The organism is Xanthobacter autotrophicus (assembly GCF_029991245.1).
Lineage (GTDB): Bacteria > Pseudomonadota > Alphaproteobacteria > Rhizobiales > Xanthobacteraceae > Xanthobacter > Xanthobacter autotrophicus_C.
Map to the genome: position 1 here is coordinate 1 of NZ_JAIVFO010000087.1, position 19,939 is coordinate 19,939.

Genomic DNA, 19,939 nt, shown 5'->3' on the forward strand with positions numbered 1-19,939 from the left:
TAGAGAGGTCCCGTGGGCTGGAGATGTGTATAAGACACAGCCATATTTCTTGCTGCATGCGCGCGCCGTCATGATATAAGCCGCGACCCGATCCATACGTGCACAGGCGTGCGCGTGCGGTCGAACCTCTATGGTGCGCGTCCCGGATCGCGCGTCTCCGATTGGGCGTTTCCGTGATGGAGCGTTTCCGTGACGGAGTGCTTCGGGGTCTGCCGTCCGGTGTGCCTGATGGCGCACCCGGCGGCGCGCGCGCCCTGCGGGCGTGGCGGAACTGGTAGACGCGCGGGATTTAGGTTCCCGTGACGCAAGTCGTGGGGGTTCGAAACCCTCCGCCCGCACCACGTTTCCGGTTCGCCGGCCGCAGCGGAGGTTCGTGCGCCGCAAGGTGCGGGACGCGCCGTGCGGCCTTTGGCGGGATGCCGGGGGATCTGCGGCGCCGAAACCGGTTTTGAACGTTTTCCGCGCCATGCGCGACAGGATGTGAAGGCAAGACGATGCAGGTGACCGAGACCCAGGCCGATGGCCTCAAGCGCGCGTTCCGTGTGGTGGTGTCTGCCGCCGACCTCGGCGCCAAGGCCGATGCCAAGCTGGCCGAGCTCAAGGGCCAGGTGAAGCTCAACGGCTTCCGCCCCGGCAAGGTGCCCGTGGCGCACCTCAAGCGGGTCTACGGCAAGACCGTCATGTCCGAGGTGATCGAGCAGACGGTCAACGAGACCAACGGCAAGATCGTCGAGGAACACGGCTTCAAGCTCGCCCTCCAGCCCAAGGTCAAGCTGCCGGAGGAAGATCCTCAGGCGCAGGGCCTGCTCGAGGGCGGCAAGGACCTCGCCTACGACCTCGAGATCGAGATCCTGCCCAAGATCGAGCTGGGCAACTTCAAGGACATCTCGGTGGAGAAGCTGGTGGTGGAGGTGTCCGACGCGGAGGTCGATGAGACCATCCAGCGCATCGCCGACGCCAACCGCCCCTTCGTCACCCGCGAAGGCGGCTACGCCGAGAACGGCGACCGCGTCACCATCGACTTCACCGGCTATGTGGACGGCGAGAAGTTCCCCGGCGGCGAGGGCCAGGACATCGACGTCCTGCTCGGCTCCAACGGCTTCATCCCCGGCTTCGAGGAACAGCTCCTCGGCGTCTATGCCGGCGACAACCGCACCCTCAACGTGACCTTCCCGGAAGGGTATGCCGCCCAGGAACTGGCCGGCAAGGCCGCCACCTTCGAGGTGACGGTGAAGTCGGTGGCGGCGCCCGGCCCCCTCACCCTGGACGACGAGTTCGCCAAGACCCTTGGCCAGGAGAGCCTGGAGAAGCTCAAGGAAATGGTGCGCGCGCGCATCGCCAGCGAGCACACCGGCGCCGCCCGCCAGAAGGTGAAGCGCGCCCTGCTCGATGCCCTCGACGCCACCCACCAGTTCGCGGTGCCGGAAGGCCTCGTGGAGCAGGAATTCTTCGGCGTGTGGAGCCGGGTGCAGGAAGACCTTGCCGCCCAGAAGCGCAGCTTCGCCGACGAGGGCACCACCGAGGAGGAGGCCCGCGCCGACTACCGCAAGATCGCCGAGCGCCGGGTGCGCCTCGGCCTGGTGCTTGCGGAAATCGGTGAGCGCAACAATATCCAGGTTTCTGAAGACGAGGTGACGCGCGCGGTTGTGGAACGGGCCCGCCAGTTCCCCGGCCAGGAGCAGCAGGTGTGGGAATATTACCGCCGCACCCCCGAAGCCCTGGCCTCCGTACGCGCCCCCCTGTTCGAGGAGAAGGTCGTTGATTTCCTCCTGGAGCTTGCCAACGTGACCGAGAAGACGGTCACCAAGGAAGAGCTCTACAAGGAGGAAGAGGACGACGAGAAGGCGGCCTGAGGGCCAAAGGCTGCCTTCGTCCTGCGACGATATTGCGCGGCACGTCCCCCCGGGGCGTGCCATCGCCCGCGCCCCGAGGACTGACGATGCGTGATCCTGTCGATACTTATATGAATTATCTCATTCCCATGGTGGTCGAGCAGACCAACCGCGGGGAGCGGTCCTACGACATCTTTTCCCGCCTCCTGAAGGAGCGCATCATCTTCCTGACCGGCCCGGTAGAGGACGGCATGTCCACCCTCGCGGTGGCGCAGCTGCTGTTCCTGGAAGCGGACAATCCGAAGAAGGAAATCTCGATGTACATCAACTCCCCCGGGGGAGTGGTGACGTCGGGCCTCGCCATCTACGACACCATGCAGTTCATCAAGCCTGCGGTGTCCACGCTCTGCATCGGCCAGGCCGCCTCCATGGGCTCGCTGCTGCTGACCGCGGGCGAGAAGGACATGCGCTTCGCCCTGCCGAATGCCCGAATCATGGTGCATCAGCCGTCGGGCGGCTTCCAGGGCCAGGTCACGGACATCATGCTGCACGCGCAGGAGATCCTGAACCTGAAGCGCCGGCTCAATGAAATCTATGTGAAGCACACCGGCCGCTCGATGGACAAGATCGAGGACGCCCTGGAGCGCGACAACTTCATGACCGCAAAGGCAGCGCTGGACTTCGGTCTCATCGATGCCGTGATCGACCAGCGCCCCACCGACGACACGTCCAAGGCGGCGTGATCTGGGGCCACGCGTCGGGGGTTCTCGAAATGCCCCCCTTGCGTGCGGTGCAAGATCGCGCTTGCATGTCGCTAAGCCGGCATCGGATGCCGCGTAACCGGCCCTCGCCCCAAAAGGCGGGGGCCGCTGCGTTCAGGGGTCTTCACATTTGGGCAGGACCCCCGGGATCATGATGCGGCCGACGGCGCGATGAAGGCGCAGCGGGTGGGGATGGTCGTTTTTCCGGCAACCTGTCACCTGGGGAATGTCGCTTCCCCGCCTTGATCGTGTCGCCTCGGGGTGATTGGTTCACATGAACAGATCACCGTTTCGGGATTGGCTAGATTTTTGCTTGGTCCAATCCCCATATGTGACGCTGGCGAGACGGGTGCGTTTAGCGTCCGGTTCGGTAGATGGTAGGAGACGAAGATGAGCAAGACCGGCGGCAGCGACAGCAAGAACACGCTTTATTGCTCGTTCTGCGGCAAGAGCCAGCACGAGGTCAGGAAGCTCATCGCCGGACCGACTGTGTTCATCTGCGACGAATGCGTCGAGTTGTGCATGGACATCATCCGGGAAGAGTCGAAGTCCTCTCTGGTGAAGTCGCGGGATGGCATCCCGACCCCGAAGGAGATCCGCAAGGTCCTCGATGACTATGTCATCGGCCAGGATCACGCGAAGAAGGTCCTGTCGGTGGCGGTGCACAATCACTACAAGCGCCTCAACCACGCCTCCAAGCACGGCGACGTGGAACTCGCGAAGTCCAACATCCTGCTGATCGGCCCCACCGGCTCCGGCAAGACGCTGCTCGCGCAGACCCTGGCGCGCATCCTCGACGTGCCCTTCACCATGGCCGACGCCACCACGCTGACCGAAGCCGGCTACGTGGGCGAGGACGTGGAGAACATCATCCTCAAGCTGCTCCAGTCGGCCGACTACAATGTCGAGCGGGCGCAGCGCGGCATCGTCTACATCGACGAGATCGACAAGATCAGTCGCAAATCCGACAATCCCTCCATCACCCGCGACGTGTCGGGCGAGGGCGTGCAGCAGGCCCTGCTGAAGATCATGGAAGGCACGGTGGCCTCGGTCCCGCCCCAGGGCGGCCGCAAGCATCCCCAGCAGGAATTCCTGCAGGTGGACACCACCAACATCCTGTTCATCTGCGGCGGCGCCTTCGCCGGCCTCGACAAGATCATCTCCTCCCGCTCGAAGGGGTCCACCTCCATCGGCTTCCAGGCCAAGGTGGCCCCGCCCGAGGATCGTCGCCCCGGCGAGGTGTTCCGCGAGGTGGAGCCCGAGGATCTGCTGAAGTACGGCCTCATCCCCGAGTTCATCGGCCGTCTGCCGGTCCTGGCGACGCTGGGTGACCTCGACGAGGAGGCCCTGAAGAAGATCCTCTCCGAGCCGAAGAACGCGCTGGTGAAACAGTACCAGCGCCTGTTCGAGATGGAGAATGTGGACCTGACCATCCACGAGGAGGCCCTCGGCGCCATCGCCCGCAAGGCGATCGAGCGCAAGACCGGCGCCCGTGGCCTCAGGTCCATCATGGAGAGCATCCTCCTCGACACCATGTTCGACCTCCCCGGCCTCGAAGGGGTGGAAGAGGTGGTGATCTCGAGAGAGGTCGTCGAGCAGAGCGCGCGTCCGCTTTATATTTATGCGGACCGTGTCGGCGACGCCGGCGCCAGTGCGTGACGGCGTCCGCCCCACACCTCGCCCCCGGCCTCACGGCACGGGGGCAGGCCGGGGCATGGTCCGACAGTCGGGCCAGACAGGGGGGATGACGGAACCGGCTCCGGCAAGGTTCCGCCCTCACCCAAACCCGGTTAACGGGTTGCCCTTGAAACGGGCAGGTTGCGTGTCCATCTACTTTTCGACAGTTCCGGTCTCGGGGGTCGGACCTCGTGCCTCCTGCGGCTCACGCCGCTTCAGCATTGAAAATCCACGCCCGTCTCCGGCCGCGTGCACGCGCGGCAGCGCCCAGTTGTGCGTTTTTCCAGCGCGTGTACTTCTTGAAAGGATTGCGTCATGACGAGCCAGAAGCCGCGCCCGCCGCTCGTTGCCGGGGTGTCCCAGACCTACCCGGTTCTGCCTCTTCGGGACATCGTGGTGTTTCCCCATATGATTGTTCCCCTGTTCGTGGGGCGCGAGAAGTCCATCCGCGCCCTCGAAGAGGTCATGCGCGGTGATACCTACATCCTCCTTGCCACCCAGGAGAACGCCTCGGACGACGATCCCGCCGCCGAGGCCATCTTCTCCGTGGGCACGCTCGCGACCGTCCTCCAGCTGCTGAAGCTGCCCGACGGCACCGTGAAGGTGCTGGTGGAGGGCGTCAGCCGCGCCCAGGTGACCCGCTACACCGAGCGCACCGATCTCTATGAGGCCGAGGCCATCACCCTCGACGACGAGACCGGCGACCAGGTGGAGGCCGAGGCGCTCGCGCGCTCGGTGGTCACCGAGTTCGAGAATTATGTGAAGCTCAACAAGAAGGTGTCGCCCGAGGTGGTGGGCGTCGTCAGCCAGATCGACGACCACTCCAAGCTCGCCGACACCGTCGCCTCGCACCTCGCCGTGAAGATCCCGGAGAAGCAGGGCGTCCTGGAGATGCTCAAGGTCTCCGATCGCCTGGAGAAGGTGCTCGGCCTGATGGAGAGCGAAATCTCCGTCCTGCAGGTGGAAAAGCGCATCCGCACCCGCGTCAAGCGGCAGATGGAGAAGACCCAGCGCGAGTACTACCTCAACGAGCAGATGAAGGCGATCCAGAAGGAGCTCGGCGACGAGGACGGCAAGGACGACCTGCAGGAGCTGGAAGACCGCATCAAGCGCACCAAGCTCACCAAGGAAGCCCGCGAAAAGGCCACCCACGAGCTGAAGAAGCTGCGCCAGATGTCGCCCATGTCGGCGGAAGCCACCGTGGTGCGCAACTACCTGGACTGGCTGCTCTCGATCCCGTGGGGCGTGAAGAGCAAGGTCAAGAAGGACCTGCCCTTCGCCCAGCAGATTCTCGACTCGGACCACTTCGGCCTCGACAAGGTCAAGGAGCGTATCGTCGAGTATCTGGCCGTGCAGAGCCGCGCCAACAAGCTCACCGGGCCCATCCTGTGCCTCGTCGGTCCGCCCGGCGTGGGCAAGACCTCGCTCGGCAAGTCCATCGCCAAGGCGACGGGCCGTGAGTTCGTGCGCGTGGCGCTGGGCGGCGTGCGGGACGAGGCGGAGATCCGTGGTCACCGGCGGACCTACATCGGGTCCATGCCGGGCAAGATCATCCAGTCCATGCGCAAGGCCAAGAAGTCGAACCCGCTCTTCCTCCTGGACGAGATCGACAAGATGGGCGCCGATTTCCGCGGCGATCCGTCCTCGGCCCTGCTGGAGGTGCTGGACCCGGAGCAGAACCACACGTTCGCCGATCACTATCTGGAGGTGGACTACGACCTGTCGAACGTCATGTTCGTGACCACGGCGAACACGCTGAACATCCCGCCGGCCCTTCTGGACCGCATGGAGGTGATCCGCATCGCCGGCTACACCGAGGACGAGAAGGTGGAGATCGCGCGCAAGCACCTTCTGCCCAACTCGCTCGGCAAGCATGGCCTGACGCCGAAGGAGTTCGCCATCGACAACGAGGCGCTGCTCACCCTCGTCCGCCGCTACACGCGGGAAGCGGGTGTGCGTAACCTCGAGCGCGAGATCTCCACCCTCGCCCGCAAGGCGGTGAAGGAGCTGGTGCTGTCGAAGAAGAAGTCGGTGAAGGTGACGGCCAAGAACCTCGAGGACTTCCTCGGCGTGCCGCGCTACCGGTACGGCGAGGTGGAAACCGAGGACCAGGTGGGCGTCGTCACCGGCCTCGCGTGGACCGAGGTGGGCGGCGAGCTGCTCACCATCGAGGGCCTCATGATGCCCGGCAAGGGCAAGATGACGGTCACCGGCAACCTGCGCGACGTCATGAAGGAATCGATCTCGGCGGCGGCGTCCTACGTGCGCTCGCGGGCGGTTGATTTCGGCATCGAGCCGCCCTTGTTCGAGCGGCGCGACATCCACGTGCACGTGCCGGAAGGCGCGACCCCGAAGGACGGCCCGTCCGCCGGCGTCGGCATGGCCACGGCGATCGTGTCGGTGATGACGGGCATTCCGGTGCGCCGGGACCTGGCCATGACCGGTGAGATCACCCTGCGCGGCCGGGTGCTGCCCATCGGCGGCCTCAAGGAAAAGCTCCTTGCGGCGTTGCGCGGCGGCATCAAGACGGTGCTGATTCCCGAGGAGAACGCCAAGGACCTGGCGGAAATCCCGGCCAACGTGAAGAACGCGATGGAGATCATTCCGTGCTCCCGCATGGACGAGGTGCTCGCCCATGCCCTCGTTCGTCCGCTGGTGCCGATCATCTGGGAAGAGCGCCCGGTGAACGCCCCGGTGCCGGGCGAGGAGACCTCCGGCGTGGTCGCCCACTGACGACACATCCGGCCGGATTGCTCGCAAACCGGCCGGATTGAAGCGTTTTCCAGCGAAGTGAGAGGGCGTGTTGCCGCTTCTCCCCGTCGAACCGGGAGAACGGCGCACGCCCTCAACGTTTTCAATGGCTTAATGATTGCTCATCCACCGCTGGATGAGCGCGCTTTCCCCCGCTTGTTCGCAGGCGCACAGTGGGAAATCGTGCATTGGTGCGGGTTTGACGCCGATCACGCTTGCAAAAGCCTTATTTTCCGTGATGCTCGCGCCGTTCGTGAGGGCTTGGGCCTGCACGATTCGCGTTCTGACAACGGAAGGAAAGGTCAGATGACCACCAAGAACGAACTGATCGCCGCGGTGGCCGAAGAGGCGAAGCTGACGAAGACGGCTGCGGCAGCGGCTGTGGACGCCACCTTCGACATCATCGCCAAGGCGCTGCAGGAAGGCGAGGAAGTCAAGCTGATCGGTTTCGGCAGCTTTTCCGTGGTGACGCGCGCCGCTCGCGAAGGCCGCAATCCCCGCACCGGCAAGCCTGTGAAGATCAAGGCTTCCAAGGCTCCGAAGTTCACTCCCGGCAAGGGCCTGAAAGAAGCCGTCAACGGCTGATCGGCCCCAGGGCCCCTGACGCAGGGACCCCTCCAAAGGCTTCCCGGACGCTCCCGGCCCGCCTCTTGCGGGCGGAGCGTCCCCGAGCCGCCGCCGTCCCTGAACGGAGTTGGTGGTCGCCTCAGGCGCCGCCCGGCCGGCAGGGGAGCGGGTAAAGCCCTGCGTCCTTCCATGCGAAGCCGATCTCTCCCGCGGCCTTGAAACCGTTCCGCTGTCGCAATTGCCGCGCACCGCTGCCGCCCGCGGCTGCGGCTCTTGCCGCCCGCGGAGCATCGGATTATAGCGCCTGCACGGTGCCGGCCTGCACGGTGCCGGCCTGCACGGCGCCGGCCTGCACGGCGCCGGCTTGGGCGGTTAGCTCAGTTGGTAGAGCATCTCGTTTACACCGAGAGGGTCGGCGGTTCGAGCCCGTCACCGCCCACCAGGCCGCCGCTTGTCCCTTTTTGCGTTCCGTCGGCGTTCTGCGTGGGGAAGCGTGGAGGCGAGCGGGCGTGCGCCGCCCCGACGCGCCCGAAGATGTCGGGAGATTCGCATTCGCGCCGTTTCCCGGGCTTTTTGGGCGGCGCGCGCGCGTGCGTCGCGGGTGCGGCAGAAAGCTTTGCCGTCACTGGATCTTCTGCAGACCTGTGGACAAGTGCCGTGCAAAAGATGCGGGTGTTGCTTGACTTGCGCGGAGGGCTGCCGTACCACGCCGCTCTCTTCGGCGGCACGGTTCGTCCGGCGCCGGTTCGGGGGGGTGTAGCTCAGTTGGTTAGAGCGCCGGCCTGTCACGCCGGAGGTCGCGGGTTCGAGCCCCGTCACTCCCGCCAATCATGCGAAGATCCAGCCTCCCACATCCCGCATGAGTTCTGGTCCCGGCGCGCGCTTTCGCGTTGGCTCCGTCGCGGCATCCCTGCATCCGCATTTCATCGCTGCGGCCGGGCCTTGCGTTCCGCCGGTGGGGCGACGCACCCTGGCGTCCTCTTGCCCACGACGTTCGATCCATGACCCGCCCCCGACCTTCGTTCCGTCCCTCCCGGCTGGGCGTGGTGCGCTGCTGCGGTGCCGGCCTGCCCGGCCTGCTGATGATCTGCGCTGCCGTCCTCTGCGCCGCCGTCCTTCCCGCCGCTGCGATCGCCTGTCCGGATGACGTGCGTCCAGCGCCGCCTCTGGTGCTGACGCAGGCCGCCAAGGCGCGTGCCGAGGGGCGGCCGCTGCGTATCCTGGCCATCGGCTCGTCCACCACTGTCGGGACCGGGGCCTCCAGCACGGCCACCAATTATCCGAGCCAGCTCGCCCGCCGGCTGGACGCGGCGCTGGGGGAGGGGCGCGTCGAGATCACCAATGCCGGCATCAACGGCGAGAGCGCGCCCGCCACGCTGAGCCGGCTGGAACTGTTCCTGCAAGCCCCACCCTTGCCCGATCTGGTTTTGTGGCAGGTGGGCACCAACGACGTCATCTTCGGCGGCGATCCGGCGCGGCTGAAGCAGTTGGTCGGCAAGGGCCTCGACGCCATCGCGGCCGCGGGTGCGGCGGCGCTGGTGATCGACCAGCAATATTACCCGGCGATCCTCGACCTCGACCGCTACGAAAGCTTCGTCGCCGCCGTCGGCGCGGCCGCGTCCGAGCGCGGTGCGCCGCTGCTGCCGCGCTACCTGATGATGAAGCAATGGGCGGCGCAGGACCCGGCCGGCCTGCGCGCCACGCTGGCCTGGGACCGCTTCCATCCGAACGACAGGGGCTATGCCTGCCTCGCCGACCTGCTGGCGCCGGCCATCGTGGCGGCCATGGCGGTGGATGCCTCCGCGCCGCAAGGCCCGGCCCCGGCTATGCCACAGGCCAAGGCACCCCCGACCAAGGGGGCGCCTGCGAAGCCGGCCGTGCCGGCTCCGGCCATGCGCTGAGGGCCGTCACACCTTGCCGAGCCGGGCGATGAAGTCCCGGGCGGCGGTCAGGTCGGCGGAGGTGAGGCCGTGGCTCGCCGGCAGGGTCCTGTGCTCCACCTGCGCACCGCGCGCCGAAAGCCGGGCCGCGAGCCGGGCGGCGTTCTCCGGGGGTACGATGGGGTCCATGGCGCCGGAGAGCATCAGCACCGGCGTTCCGGGCAGTTCACCCGCGGGCGGGTCGGAAAGCGGTACCATGGCGCGCAGCAGCACCGCGCCGGCGAGCGCCTCGGGCCGCAGCAGCATCACGGCGGCGGCGATGTTGGCGCCGTTGGAAAAGCCCACCGCCACCGGCGCGGCAAGGCCATAGGCGGCGCGGGCGGCGCCGATGAAGTCCGCAAGATCATGGGCGCGGCGCACCACGTCGGCTTCGTCGAACACGCCTTCCGCCAGGCGGCGGAAGAAGCGCGGCATGCCGCCCTCGCTCACCTGCCCGCGCGGCGACAGCAGGGCCGCGCCGGGGGCGATCATGCGGCCGAGGGGCAAAAGGTCGGCTTCGTCGCCGCCGGTGCCGTGGAGCAGCAGCAGCGGCACCGCGCCGGCCTGGGTGCCGGGCTCGAAGCGATGGGTGAAGGCGAGGGCGGGCGCGTCCCGGGTGAGGGTGGAAGCCATGGGAGACTCCTCGCGGCTGGTCCGATCCGATCGGCACCGCAGCCGTTCATGAAGGGGGCAGGCACCCGGCCGCGCGGGGCGGCCGGGTGAAGTCAGGTCAGGCGACGGCGGGCAGGCTCGCCTCGATCTCGGCGCGATGGGCCTCGTACTGGGCCGGCAGCTTCAGGGCCTCGCCGAGGCTTTCGGGGGCCTCGTCCACGGCGAAGCCGGGATCGTCGGTGGCGATCTCGAACAGCACGCCGCCCGGTTCGCGGAAATAGACCGAGCGGAAGTAATTGCGGTCCCGCTGGCCGGTGACGCGCGCGCCGTGACGGGCGGTGAGGCGCTCCACCATTCCGGCCTGGGCGGCATCGTCGGCGGCGCGGAAGGCGATGTGGTGCACGCTGCCGCGCCCCTGCCGGCCCGACAGGAAGCCGCCGGCCTCGCGGAGATCCACGATGGTGCCGATCCGGCCGTCCTCCGCTCCCGCCGCGGTGAAGCGGATGCGGGTGCCCTCGCGGCCGGTCTCGACGAAGCCGAACACGTCGGTGAGGATGGCGGCGGTGGGCCCCGCCTCCTTGAGCAGCAGGGTGACCGAATGCAGGCCGCGAATGGCATGCTCCGCCGGCACCTCGCCGCCGGTCCACGCGGGCTCGGCGTCGATGCCGGGCACCCCCACGAGGGCGAGGCGCATGCCGTCCGGGTCCTTGAAGCCGATCACCGAGGCGCCGAAGCGCTTCTCCGGCAACTCGGGCGCCAGGCCGCGGGCGATCAGCCGGCCGGTCCAGTAGCCGATGGAGGCCTCGGGGATGCGGAACGCCGTCTCCTGGGTCTCGCCGACGCCGGCGCGGCCCGCGTCCGCATGCTCCCACGGAAAGAAGGTGAGGATGGAGCCGGGGCGGCCGGCGTCGTCGCCGAAATAGAAATGATAGGTGCCGGGATCGTCGAAATTGACGGTCTTCTTCACCAGCCGCAGCCCGAGGGTGGCGGTGTAGAAGTCGAGGTTCAACCGTGCAGAGCCGGCGATGGCGGTGACGTGGTGGATGCCCTTGCTGATCATGGTGGCGATCTCCTGGCCGGTGGCGTCCGGCGTTGGAGCTAACTTAAGCAATGAGCAGCGGATAAAAAGTTCGATTTCATTGCATCGTTGCAATGGTGGTGTGCGTTGCCGGCGCCGTCGGCAAGGCTTTGGCGGCCTCGGCTCAGCGGAAAGGACGAGCCGCCGCTGGTTGCTTTTCCGCGCGAGCGGCGCCCAATGCCGGGGAGACGCGCGATCGGGTGCGGGAGAGCAGGGATGGCTTGCCTCGCGAACCCGGCAATGCGGTCTTGGCGGAACAAGCCGCTCTCCGGTGGTTTCAAGCCGGGCGGCCATGGGGAGGGTCCAATGACGACATTCAGGGCAAACGCGGTCCGGCTCGCCGTTCTGGGCGCGTTGGCGGGCGCCGGGCTCATGGCGAGCGCGGACACCAGCGAGGCGGTGGTCTATTGCAGGACCGTGGGCTATCCGAAGGGCTGCGTCGCGCGGGCGCCCGCCGCCGTGGTGGTGCGCCCGGCGCCGGCTGTCGTGGTGGCGCCGGCCGCCGGCGCCGTTGTGGTGGCGCCGCGCCGGGTCATCTATTGCACCCGTCCGGGCTATCCCCGCGGCTGCGTGGTGCGCTGAGCGCCAATTGCGGACGTCGCGTCCGAGGTGGCGCGGCGTCCGCACGGTTCGGACGGTGATCTTTGGTCAATCCGGCCCGCACCGAGATGTGGCGGTAGCAAGGTGGCGCACGCCAGGCGTGCCTGTGACAAAAATGCTCTTCCTGTCAGGAAATGTTCAGTATGTTGGACGTTTCCGGCCGCTCCGGAATCCCTTTTCCTGAGGTGAAGTGTTAAGGAGCACTTAAGGGCAAGGGGCGGGGCCTTGCCAGCAAACGCCGGAGAGATCAGGCATGCTGGTAGTGCGGATAGTTGCGGAAATCAGGAAGCGATCGGTCGTGCTGGCGACGGGTCTGAGGCGTGCCATGGGCGCCCTTGCGGTGGGCACCCTGACCGTCGGAGCCATGGCGCTGGGCGGCGTGCCGGGCATGGGCGTGGAGCAGGCCGCTGCGCAGCAGACAGCGGTCGCCAACGCCGACCCCGAGTTCAACACCCTCTTTCACCAGTCCATGAAGCGGCCGGCCGACGTGGACCTCGCCTTCCGGCTGGCGCGGCGCGCCATCGAGGTGGGCGATTACGAGGCCGCCATCGGCGTCTACGAGCGCATCCTCTTCTACAATCCCAATCTGGTGCGGGTGAAGCTGGAGCTGGCGCGCCTCTACTATCGGCTCGGCGCCTACGAATCCGCCCGTTCCTATTTCGAGCCCATCGCCGAGGCCCCGGTGCTCACCAGCGCCGAGCGCGACAATATCGCCGCCTATCTGGTGGAGATTTCCCGGCGGCTCGATCCCAACCAGATCACGGTCTATGCCCAGGTGGGCGTGCGCTACCAGTCCAACGCCAATTACGGCCCGTCGAGCCGCCTCGTGCTGGGGCAGGACCTGACCGCGCTGCTGCCGCCCGGCGCCACCAAGCAGGCGGACGGCAACGCCTTCGCCCTCGCCACGGTCCGCCACGTCTATGACTTCGGCAACCAGCGCGGCGATGTCTGGGAAAGCAACGCCAACCTTTATTATTCCCAGCAGTTCCAGCTGGAGAACCTCAATCTCGGCTATGCCGAATTCAACACCGGCCCGCGCTTCGCGCTTTTGCCGGACCAGCTGCCCGGCTCGTCCATCCGCGCCTATGTGATCGCCGGCGGCATCGCGCTGGGCGGCGACAGCTATCTGGGTACCTATGGCGCGGGCGTGTCGCTCTACGCGCCGTTCAGCATGTATTTCGCCGTCGAGCCGTTCGCCGAGGTGCGCCAACGCGAGTACCAGAACTCGCGGGACTATCCCACGGCCAGCCTGCAGAGCGGTGACATGTGGACCCTGGGCGCCAACCTCTCCGGACGGCTCACGGACGCGTCCGGCTGGCGCGCGCGCCTCGCCTACAACAATGCGAGCGGCGAGCTGCCCTGGTTTTCCTACGACAACTTCGCCTTCGATCTCGCCGTGCCGGTGGAATTCCAGGGCCTGTGGGGCGTGCGGCGGTGGGTGGCGATCCCGAGCGCCGGCTATTCGCGCTACAGCTATGACGCGCCCAATCCGTTCATCAACAGCTTCATCACCCAGGTGAACGACCAGTATCGCGTGGGCCTCGCCCTCGACGTGCCGGTCCACGAACAGTGGGGCCTGCTGACGCAGGTCCAGTACAGCTGGTCGCAGTCGACGCTGCCGAACTACGCGTTCGACAATTTCAGCGTCACCGTCGGCCCGAACGTCCGGTTCTGAGGAGCGCCGCACATGCCCATCAGCACCCCTGCGCGGCTTCTGGCCTCCGTCGCCTCCCTCGCCCTCATCGCCGCCACCGGCCCGGCCCTGGCCCAGAGCCCCTCGGTGGGCACCGCCGCCGCGGTCAACCCGCGCTCCACCGGCTCGGGCACGCGCACGCTGGAGCTTGGCTCCAACATCGTCCACCGCGAGCGCATCGAGACCAGCAGCACCGGCAGTGTCCAGGTCCTGTTCGTGGACAAGACCACCCTGAACATCGGCCCCAATTCCAATCTCCTGATCGACGAATTCGTCTACGACCCCAACGCCAAGAAGGGGTCCATGGCCATTTCCCTCACCAAGGGCGCGGTGCGCTTCGTGGGCGGCAATGCCAGCCATACGGACGGGGCGGAGGTGAAGACCCCGGTGGCCACCATCGGCATCCGCGGCGGCGTCGCCGCGATCCTCCATCGCGACGGCGAGACCCAGGCCATCCTCCAGTTCGGCACGCTGACCATCGTCGGGCCCTCGGGCGAGACGGTGGTGGTGCGCCGCCCCGGCTTCATGGTCACGGTGAACCGCGCCGGCATCGCCGGGCCGACCCGCGTGCCGCAGGGCCAGATCGACGCCATCATCGCCCAGACCCGCAGCCGCACCGGGCAGAACGGCGGCCGGCCCGAGCCGACGCCGGACGTGACCGGCATCGATCGCGGCGCCAGCCATCCCTGCTCCATCCCGGTGCAGGGCCAGACCACCATGGACCTCGCCGCCGCCTCCTGCCGCTATGTGAACACCGACCTGAAGGGCGAGGCGGACCTCATCGCCCAGCAGGCGGCGCAGCAGAACCAGGGCAACGTTCTGATCCCCCTCGTTCCGCAGAACCCGTGCCCGCCCTACAGCTATGGCTGCGGAGGTGGCGGCGGCTATTTCGCGGCGGCACCGCTGGTGCCGCAGCTGCCGCAGCCGCCGCAGGGCGGCCCCACCGGACCGGGGGGCTTCGGCGGCTTCCGGGGGCCGCGCGGCGGCTTCTGAGGGCGCAGTCCGGTCCGGTCGACCGCAACGGTCGATCCGCCGACAGGCGACAGATCCGGTTCGGGAGCACCTCCCGAACCCACACTGACGGCAGGCGGGGATACCGTCGTGCGGCGCGATGCTGCTTCCGCGCGGCGGTATGCTGTTTCAAAATATCGCTCGTTTCAGAGCAGCGCGAGGCAGCGCCGGGTCAGCACGTCGAGGGGATCTTCGGCCAGCATCGCCCGGTGCATGCGCCCCGCCGCCTCCGCCATGAGGTGGACATCCTCGTCCTCGTGCATGGTCCGGATGGTCTCCGCCGCGACCCGCACCCGGGGATCGAACAGCGGCAGGTTGAGGCCGAGGCCGGCGGCGGCAAGGCATTCACCATTCAGGTAATGCTCGCCGTGGACGCAGAGCGTCACCTGGGGGATGCCGGCGAGGAGCGCCTCGGTGGCGACGCCCGCGCTGCCCTGGTGCAGCACCAGCCGGCTGCGGGCGAGGACCTCGGCCATGGGCGCCGGTCGCGCATGGACGTGCACGCCTGCCGTGCGCAGCGGCTCCATCAGGCCCGGCTCCGCGCCGGGAACATGGATTTCCAGCTCCGGCCCCAGGGCGCGCAGGGCCTCTAAGACATCGGGCCGGCCGGCGACCTGGGTGTGGAGATAGGCGAAGATGCCATGCGCATCGGACCGCGCCGGCCCGATCGCATTCCCGAGGATCGGACCTTCCGCCTGCCGCTCCCGCAGGTCGGCATAGGGATCGATCAGGGGGAAGGTGCGCACGAACACATCATCCCCGGCGAACAGCGCGCCAATGCGCTCCAGCGACGCCATGCCCTCGTCTGCCAAGGCGGCGTTGACGTTCGCCAGCAGGTCGCGGTCGTGGTGCATGGGCGGCGCGAAATCGTGGAGCGCCGGCATCTCCTCCAGGTCCGACGGCGGCAGGCAATAGGCGGTGCCGGCCTGCATGATGGCGCAGCGCCCCCGCGCGGCCGGGGCGGCGAGGGGGGCGTAGTCGCACACCATGAGGTCGGGCTGCTCGGCATCGAGGATGATGCGCCAGCCCTTCAGGGCGGTCCGCACGCTGGCGGCGTCGCGCATTCCGGCGCGCCCGAGGCTGTCGCACAGGGTGGCGGATGCGGGCCGGGCGTCCTCCGGCCGTTGCACCGGCGGCGGCCAGATCGGCGACTGGATCACCCTTATGCCGGCCTCGGCCAGGGGCGCCGACAGCTGCGGATAGCGGACGGCCGCCACCACCTCGATCCCTTCGGCCATGAGCCGGCGGCCGAGGCGCGCAAGCTGGGTCGTATGGCCGAAGCCGGCGCCTTGCTCCCAGGCCATCAGCACGCGCCTTGCCCGCATGGTCATTGCCTCCCCGGCCGCTTCATCCGGATATTCCCAGTGTCCGGGATGGCCGAGGCGGGGTGACTTGTCCAGCGCGCTGCACTGCGCAGGATCATTGCGCAGCACTGCGACAGATGCTCAATGTATGGGCATGCGGGACCGTTGGCCCGCGACGCGAGTTGCCGACTTTCCGGAAGGCAAGCCTGCCGGCGCGGGCGGGGGCTGTCGCCGTGCCGGGACGCGCCCTTGGTCGGCAGCTTGGCACGCGGGTTGCTGCTCCGGCGGCAGGCTTGCGGGCACGCCGCGTCGCCTGGTTCGGGCGCGGCGGATGGGGTGCCGAAACAGCAACAGGACCGGGATCACCGGGAGGAGCCTTGCATGATGCCGTTGCGTACTCTTCTGGCTGCCGCGCTCACCCTTCTCGCGGTGGCGCCGGCCGTGGCCGAGACCGACGTGAAATTCGCCCTCGACTGGAAGTTCGAGGGGCCGTCGGCGCCCTATTTCGTGGCGCTGGACAAGGGCTACTACAAGGCCGAGGGGCTCAACGTCACCATCGATTCGGGTCCCGGCTCGGTGGCCGGCATCGCGCGGGTGGCGGCGGGCACCTATCCCATCGGCTTCTTCGACATCAACTCGCTGATGAAGTTCCGCGACCAGAACCCGGACAAGAAGGTCATGGCCGTGCTCATGGTCTATGACGAGCCGCCGTTTTCCATCGTCACCCTGAAGAAGACCGGCATCGCCAAGCCCAAGGACCTGGAGGGCAAGACCCTGGGCGCCCCCGCGCCCGACGGCGCCTTCGCCCAGTGGAAGGCCTTCGTGAAGGAAAACGGCATCGACGCCGACAAGGTGAAGATCGAGAACGTGGGCTTCCCGGTGCGCGAGCCCATGCTGGCGGCGGGCCAGGTGGATGCCATCACCGGCTTTTCCTTCTCCTCCTTCTTCAACCTGCGGCAGAAGGGCGTGCCCGCCGACGACATCGTGGTGATGCTCATGTCCAAGTACGGGCTGGTGCTCTACGGCAACGCCATCATGGTGAACCCGGACTATGCCAAGGCCCATCCGGAGGTGGTGAAGGGCTTCGTGAGGGCCACCATCAAGGGCATCATCGAGACCGCCCGCGATCCCAAGGCCGCCATCGCCTCGGTGATGAAGCGCAACGAGACGGCGGACGAGGCCATCGAGCTGGCGCGCCTGGAAATGGCCCTGCGCGACAACATCGTCACCGCCTGGGTGAAGGCCAACGGCGTGGGCGACGTGGACCCGGCGCGGCTCGCCAAGTCCATCGACCAGGTGGCCATCACCTATGATTTCAAGGCCAAGCCCACGGCGGTGGACATCTTCACCGGCGAATACCTGCCGCCGGTGGCCGAGCGGAAGATGTGAGGCCGGAGCGATCGGGATCGGCGATGCGCATCCATGGGATGAACGGGTCGGGCAATTGCTGGAAGGCGGCGCAGATTCTCCGCCTTACCGGCCACGCCTTCGAGTGGGTGGAGACTTTGAGCGGCGCCGCCGGCACCCGCTCGGCGGACTTCCTCGCCCTCAATCCCATCGGCAAGGTTCCCGTCGTCGTGCTGGATGACGGGACGGCGCTCAGGGAAAGCAACGCCATCCTGCTGCACTTCGCGGAAGGCACGCCGTGGCTGCCGCCGCCCGGCCTTCACCGCACCCGTGTCCACGAGTGGCTGTTCTTCGAGCAGTACAGCCACGAACCCTATATCGCGGTGGCGCGCTATCTGAAGTCGTGGCTGCGGCAGGCGCATCTCCACGAGGCGCGGCTGGCCGACTGCGCCACCCGCGGCGCCGCCGCGCTGGATGTCATGGAGCAGCACCTCGCGGGCCAGTCCTGGCTGGCGGGCGAGGGGCCGACCATCGCCGACCTCGCCCTGTTCGCCTACACCCACCGCGCCGAGGAGGCGGACTTCGATCTTGCGCAGTGGCCGGCGGTGCGCGCCTGGGTGGAGCGGGTCGCCGCGCTGCCGGGCATCAACCTCATCCCGCCGCTCGCCGAAATCCTGCCCCGCGCAAGTTGACGACGGCGGCCACGCGGCCGCTCCAGATCCGAAAGGCACGTCGTGATCGCCCTCGACAACGTGACCCTCACCTATCCCGGTCGCACCGGCCCGGTGACGGCGCTGGCCGGCACCACGCTCCATGTGCGGCGGGGCGAGTTCGCCGCCGTGGTGGGGCCGTCCGGCTGCGGCAAGTCCACGCTCATGAAGCTGGTGACGGGCCTTATCCGCCCCACCTCCGGCACCGTGGCGGTGGAGGACAAGCCGGTGACCGGTCCGGTGAAGCTCGCTGGCATGGCGTTCCAGAACGCCAACTTGCTGCCGTGGCGCACCGTGCTCGCCAATGTGATGCTGCCGCTGGAGATCGTGCCGCCCTACCGGCAGCGCTTCTCCCGCGACAAGGCCGCGTTCCAGGACAAGGCCATGGCGCTGCTCAACGTGGTGGGCCTCGGCGCCTTCGCGGATCGCTTTCCGTGGGAGATGTCGGGGGGCATGCAGCAGCGCGCCTCCCTGTGCCGCGCCCTCATCCATGAGCCGGCGCTGCTGATGCTGGACGAGCCGTTCGCGGCGCTCGACGCCTTCACCCGCGAGGAATTGTGGTGCGTGCTGCGCGACCTCTGGCAGAAGCTTGGCTTCACGGTGATCCTGGTGACCCACGATCTGCGCGAGGCCGGCTTCCTCGCCGACACCATCCATGTGATGAGCGCGCGCCCCGGCCGCATCGTGGAGACGCGGGCGGTGGACTTCGCCCGGCCGCGGGAGTTGGATGTCTGCTACACACCGGACTTCACCCAGCTGGTGCACGAGCTGCGCGGCAGGATCGCCGAAGCCCGGCAGGCGGCGTGAGATGAAAATGAAGCTGTCCGCCGAGGATATGGCCCCCGTCGCCTTCACCGTGGCCCTGTTCGTGATCTGGGAGGCGGCCTGCCGCCTGTTCAGGATCGACACCTTCATCCTGCCCGCGCCGACGGATATCTTCGCCGCCATGGTGAAGTACTGGTGGCCGTTGCTCAAGAACTCCTTCGTCACTTTGTGGACCACCATGGCCGGCTTTGCCATCGCGGTGGTGTTCGGCATTGCGCTGGGCATCGTGGTGGGCTGGTCGCGCACCATCTATCGCGGGCTTTATCCGGTGATGATCGGGTTCAACTCGGTGCCCAAGGTGGCGGTGGTGCCCATCCTCATCATGTGGTTCGGCATCGGCGAGATCCCGGCCATCCTCACCGCCTTCCTCATCTCCTTCTTCCCCATCGTGGTGAACGTGGCCACCGGCCTTGCCACCACCGAGCCGGAACTGGAGGACGTGCTGCGGGCGCTGGGCGCCTCCAAGCTCGACATCATGCGCAAGGTGGGCATCCCGCGCACCGGGCCCTATCTGTTCGGGGCGCTGAAGGTGGGCATCACGCTCGCCTTCGTCGGGGCGGTGGTGTCGGAGACCATCGGCGCCAATGCGGGGGTGGGCCATCTCATGGTGCAGGCGGGCTCCAACTTCCAGATGCCGCTGGTGTTCGCCGGCCTCATGGCGCTCGCGATCCAGGGCATCCTGATGTACGCCGTCTTCGCCGCCTTCGAGCGCCGCATGGTGGCCTGGGCGTTCCGCTCCTCCACCGGCGCGGGAGGCTGAGCGGGTGGCCATCGCCTTCCTGCTGAACGGCGAAAGCGTGCGGGAGGCGGCGGCAGCCCCTTCCATGACCGTGCTCGATTATCTGCGCACCCGCCGCCACCTCACCGGCACCAAGGAAGGCTGCGCCGAGGGCGATTGCGGCGCCTGCACCATCGCCATCGGCCTCCCGGCTGGGGAGGGGGTGCGCTGGCAGGCGGCCAATGCCTGCCTGATGCTGCTGTCGCAGCTCGACGGCGCGCTGGTGAAGACGGTGGAAGGGTTGGGGCAGGGGGATGCGCTCCACCCGGTGCAGCAGGTGCTGGCCGAAAGCGACGGCACCCAGTGCGGCTTCTGCACGCCGGGCATCATCATGTCGCTCTACGTGCTCCAGCAGGACGGCGCGCCGGACGATGCGGCGATACATGAGGCGCTGGCGGGGAACCTGTGCCGCTGCACCGGCTATCGTCCCATCGTGGATGCCGCCCGCGCCCCTGTCTCTTATACGCATCTCCG

17 protein-coding genes and 3 tRNA genes are annotated in these 19,939 nt (G+C 67.7%); 17 read left to right on the forward strand and 3 right to left on the reverse strand.

Translation table 11 applies throughout. From position 1 onward, the window contains the following. Window positions 1-256 precede the first annotated feature (256 nt). The 9 genes from K9U41_RS14780 to K9U41_RS14820 all read left to right on the forward strand — a co-directional run bounded on the left by K9U41_RS14780 (window position 257) and on the right by K9U41_RS14820 (window position 9,489). Window positions 257-341 (forward strand) — tRNA-Leu (locus K9U41_RS14780). A 153-nt stretch (window positions 342-494) separates the two neighbouring features. Beyond that, on the forward strand, window positions 495-1,853 hold the full coding sequence (tig, locus tag K9U41_RS14785) for a trigger factor (RefSeq protein WP_282641610.1): 1,359 nt from the start codon (window positions 495-497) through the stop codon (window positions 1,851-1,853). Window positions 1,854-1,939: 86 nt separating this feature from the next. Further along, the gene (locus tag K9U41_RS14790; RefSeq protein ID WP_012115565.1) at window positions 1,940-2,575 is read left to right on the forward strand and encodes an ATP-dependent Clp protease proteolytic subunit; all 636 of its coding nucleotides are present in this window, start codon (window positions 1,940-1,942) and stop codon (window positions 2,573-2,575) included. Between the two features lie 408 nt (window positions 2,576-2,983). Then, window positions 2,984-4,252, forward strand: a complete 1,269-nt coding sequence (gene clpX, locus K9U41_RS14795; protein ID WP_282641611.1) for an ATP-dependent Clp protease ATP-binding subunit ClpX — start codon at window positions 2,984-2,986, stop codon at window positions 4,250-4,252. A 333-nt stretch (window positions 4,253-4,585) separates the two neighbouring features. Then, window positions 4,586-7,003, forward strand: coding sequence for an endopeptidase La (lon, locus tag K9U41_RS14800; protein ID WP_282641612.1), 2,418 nt, complete (start codon window positions 4,586-4,588; stop codon window positions 7,001-7,003). 324 nt (window positions 7,004-7,327) lie between these two features. Continuing rightward, window positions 7,328-7,606 (forward strand): HU family DNA-binding protein, encoded by a 279-nt coding sequence (locus K9U41_RS14805; protein ID WP_012115568.1) that lies wholly within the window; start codon window positions 7,328-7,330, stop codon window positions 7,604-7,606. Window positions 7,607-7,954: 348 nt separating this feature from the next. Further along, window positions 7,955-8,030 (forward strand) — tRNA-Val (locus K9U41_RS14810). Between the two features lie 308 nt (window positions 8,031-8,338). Further along, window positions 8,339-8,415: transfer RNA gene (locus K9U41_RS14815), tRNA-Asp, on the forward strand. A 174-nt stretch (window positions 8,416-8,589) separates the two neighbouring features. Further along, window positions 8,590-9,489, forward strand: a complete 900-nt coding sequence (locus K9U41_RS14820; RefSeq protein ID WP_282641613.1) for an SGNH/GDSL hydrolase family protein — start codon at window positions 8,590-8,592, stop codon at window positions 9,487-9,489. Between the two features lie 6 nt (window positions 9,490-9,495). On the opposite strand, the gene K9U41_RS14825 is transcribed toward K9U41_RS14820, so the two are convergent. Next, the gene (locus K9U41_RS14825) at window positions 9,496-10,140 is read right to left on the reverse strand and encodes an alpha/beta hydrolase (protein ID WP_282641614.1); all 645 of its coding nucleotides are present in this window, start codon (window positions 10,138-10,140) and stop codon (window positions 9,496-9,498) included. A 97-nt stretch (window positions 10,141-10,237) separates the two neighbouring features. After that, window positions 10,238-11,179 (reverse strand): ring-cleaving dioxygenase, encoded by a 942-nt coding sequence (locus K9U41_RS14830; RefSeq protein ID WP_282641615.1) that lies wholly within the window; start codon window positions 11,177-11,179, stop codon window positions 10,238-10,240. A gap of 324 nt (window positions 11,180-11,503) precedes the next feature. Here K9U41_RS14830 and K9U41_RS14835 point away from each other — a divergent pair, with 324 nt between their 5' ends. From K9U41_RS14835 to K9U41_RS14845, 3 genes are all read left to right on the forward strand, one after another. After that, window positions 11,504-11,779 carry a hypothetical protein gene (locus K9U41_RS14835; protein WP_282641616.1) on the forward strand — a complete coding sequence of 92 codons (276 nt, stop codon included), beginning with the start codon at window positions 11,504-11,506 and terminating at the stop codon, window positions 11,777-11,779. 316 nt (window positions 11,780-12,095) lie between these two features. Then, complete coding sequence (locus K9U41_RS14840; protein ID WP_282641617.1) at window positions 12,096-13,472, forward strand: tetratricopeptide repeat protein; 1,377 nt, start codon at window positions 12,096-12,098, stop codon at window positions 13,470-13,472. Window positions 13,473-13,484: 12 nt separating this feature from the next. Continuing rightward, window positions 13,485-14,483: a FecR family protein gene (locus K9U41_RS14845; RefSeq protein ID WP_282641618.1), complete on the forward strand. Its 999-nt coding sequence runs from the start codon at window positions 13,485-13,487 to the stop codon at window positions 14,481-14,483. A gap of 164 nt (window positions 14,484-14,647) precedes the next feature. On the opposite strand, the gene K9U41_RS14850 is transcribed toward K9U41_RS14845, so the two are convergent. Further along, window positions 14,648-15,826, reverse strand: a complete 1,179-nt coding sequence (locus tag K9U41_RS14850) for a glycosyltransferase (protein ID WP_282641619.1) — start codon at window positions 15,824-15,826, stop codon at window positions 14,648-14,650. Between the two features lie 360 nt (window positions 15,827-16,186). Here K9U41_RS14850 and K9U41_RS14855 point away from each other — a divergent pair, with 360 nt between their 5' ends. From K9U41_RS14855 to K9U41_RS14875, 5 genes are all read left to right on the forward strand, one after another. Further along, window positions 16,187-17,194, forward strand: coding sequence for an ABC transporter substrate-binding protein (locus K9U41_RS14855; protein WP_282641620.1), 1,008 nt, complete (start codon window positions 16,187-16,189; stop codon window positions 17,192-17,194). A 23-nt stretch (window positions 17,195-17,217) separates the two neighbouring features. Further along, window positions 17,218-17,844, forward strand: a complete 627-nt coding sequence (locus K9U41_RS14860; protein WP_282641621.1) for a glutathione S-transferase family protein — start codon at window positions 17,218-17,220, stop codon at window positions 17,842-17,844. Window positions 17,845-17,886: 42 nt separating this feature from the next. Next, entirely contained in the window at window positions 17,887-18,669 is a 783-nt protein-coding gene (locus K9U41_RS14865; RefSeq protein WP_282641622.1) for an ABC transporter ATP-binding protein, read from the forward strand. Between the two features lie 7 nt (window positions 18,670-18,676). Beyond that, on the forward strand, window positions 18,677-19,447 hold the full coding sequence (locus K9U41_RS14870) for an ABC transporter permease (RefSeq protein WP_282641624.1): 771 nt from the start codon (window positions 18,677-18,679) through the stop codon (window positions 19,445-19,447). A gap of 4 nt (window positions 19,448-19,451) precedes the next feature. Beyond that, the coding region (locus K9U41_RS14875; RefSeq protein WP_282641625.1) for a 2Fe-2S iron-sulfur cluster-binding protein at window positions 19,452-19,939 on the forward strand (488 nt) is incomplete at its 3' end.

Bases quoted from the DNA above. Each gene is read 5' to 3' on its own strand.
- K9U41_RS14855 (WP_282641620.1), top strand. From the start codon at position 16,187: ATGATGCCGTTGCGTACTCTTCTGGCTGCCGCGCTCACCCTTCTCGCG.
- K9U41_RS14850 (WP_282641619.1), bottom strand. From the start codon at position 15,826: ATGCGGGCAAGGCGCGTGCTGATGGCCTGGGAGCAAGGCGCCGGCTTC.
- tig (WP_282641610.1), top strand. From the start codon at position 495: ATGCAGGTGACCGAGACCCAGGCCGATGGCCTCAAGCGCGCGTTCCGT.
- K9U41_RS14835 (WP_282641616.1), top strand. From the start codon at position 11,504: ATGACGACATTCAGGGCAAACGCGGTCCGGCTCGCCGTTCTGGGCGCG.
- clpX (WP_282641611.1), top strand. From the start codon at position 2,984: ATGAGCAAGACCGGCGGCAGCGACAGCAAGAACACGCTTTATTGCTCG.
- K9U41_RS14825 (WP_282641614.1), bottom strand. From the start codon at position 10,140: ATGGCTTCCACCCTCACCCGGGACGCGCCCGCCCTCGCCTTCACCCAT.
- K9U41_RS14845 (WP_282641618.1), top strand. From the start codon at position 13,485: ATGCCCATCAGCACCCCTGCGCGGCTTCTGGCCTCCGTCGCCTCCCTC.
- K9U41_RS14860 (WP_282641621.1), top strand. From the start codon at position 17,218: ATGCGCATCCATGGGATGAACGGGTCGGGCAATTGCTGGAAGGCGGCG.
- lon (WP_282641612.1), top strand. From the start codon at position 4,586: ATGACGAGCCAGAAGCCGCGCCCGCCGCTCGTTGCCGGGGTGTCCCAG.
- K9U41_RS14830 (WP_282641615.1), bottom strand. From the start codon at position 11,179: ATGATCAGCAAGGGCATCCACCACGTCACCGCCATCGCCGGCTCTGCA.
- K9U41_RS14805 (WP_012115568.1), top strand. From the start codon at position 7,328: ATGACCACCAAGAACGAACTGATCGCCGCGGTGGCCGAAGAGGCGAAG.
- K9U41_RS14870 (WP_282641624.1), top strand. From the start codon at position 18,677: ATGAAGCTGTCCGCCGAGGATATGGCCCCCGTCGCCTTCACCGTGGCC.
- K9U41_RS14820 (WP_282641613.1), top strand. From the start codon at position 8,590: ATGACCCGCCCCCGACCTTCGTTCCGTCCCTCCCGGCTGGGCGTGGTG.
- K9U41_RS14790 (WP_012115565.1), top strand. From the start codon at position 1,940: ATGCGTGATCCTGTCGATACTTATATGAATTATCTCATTCCCATGGTG.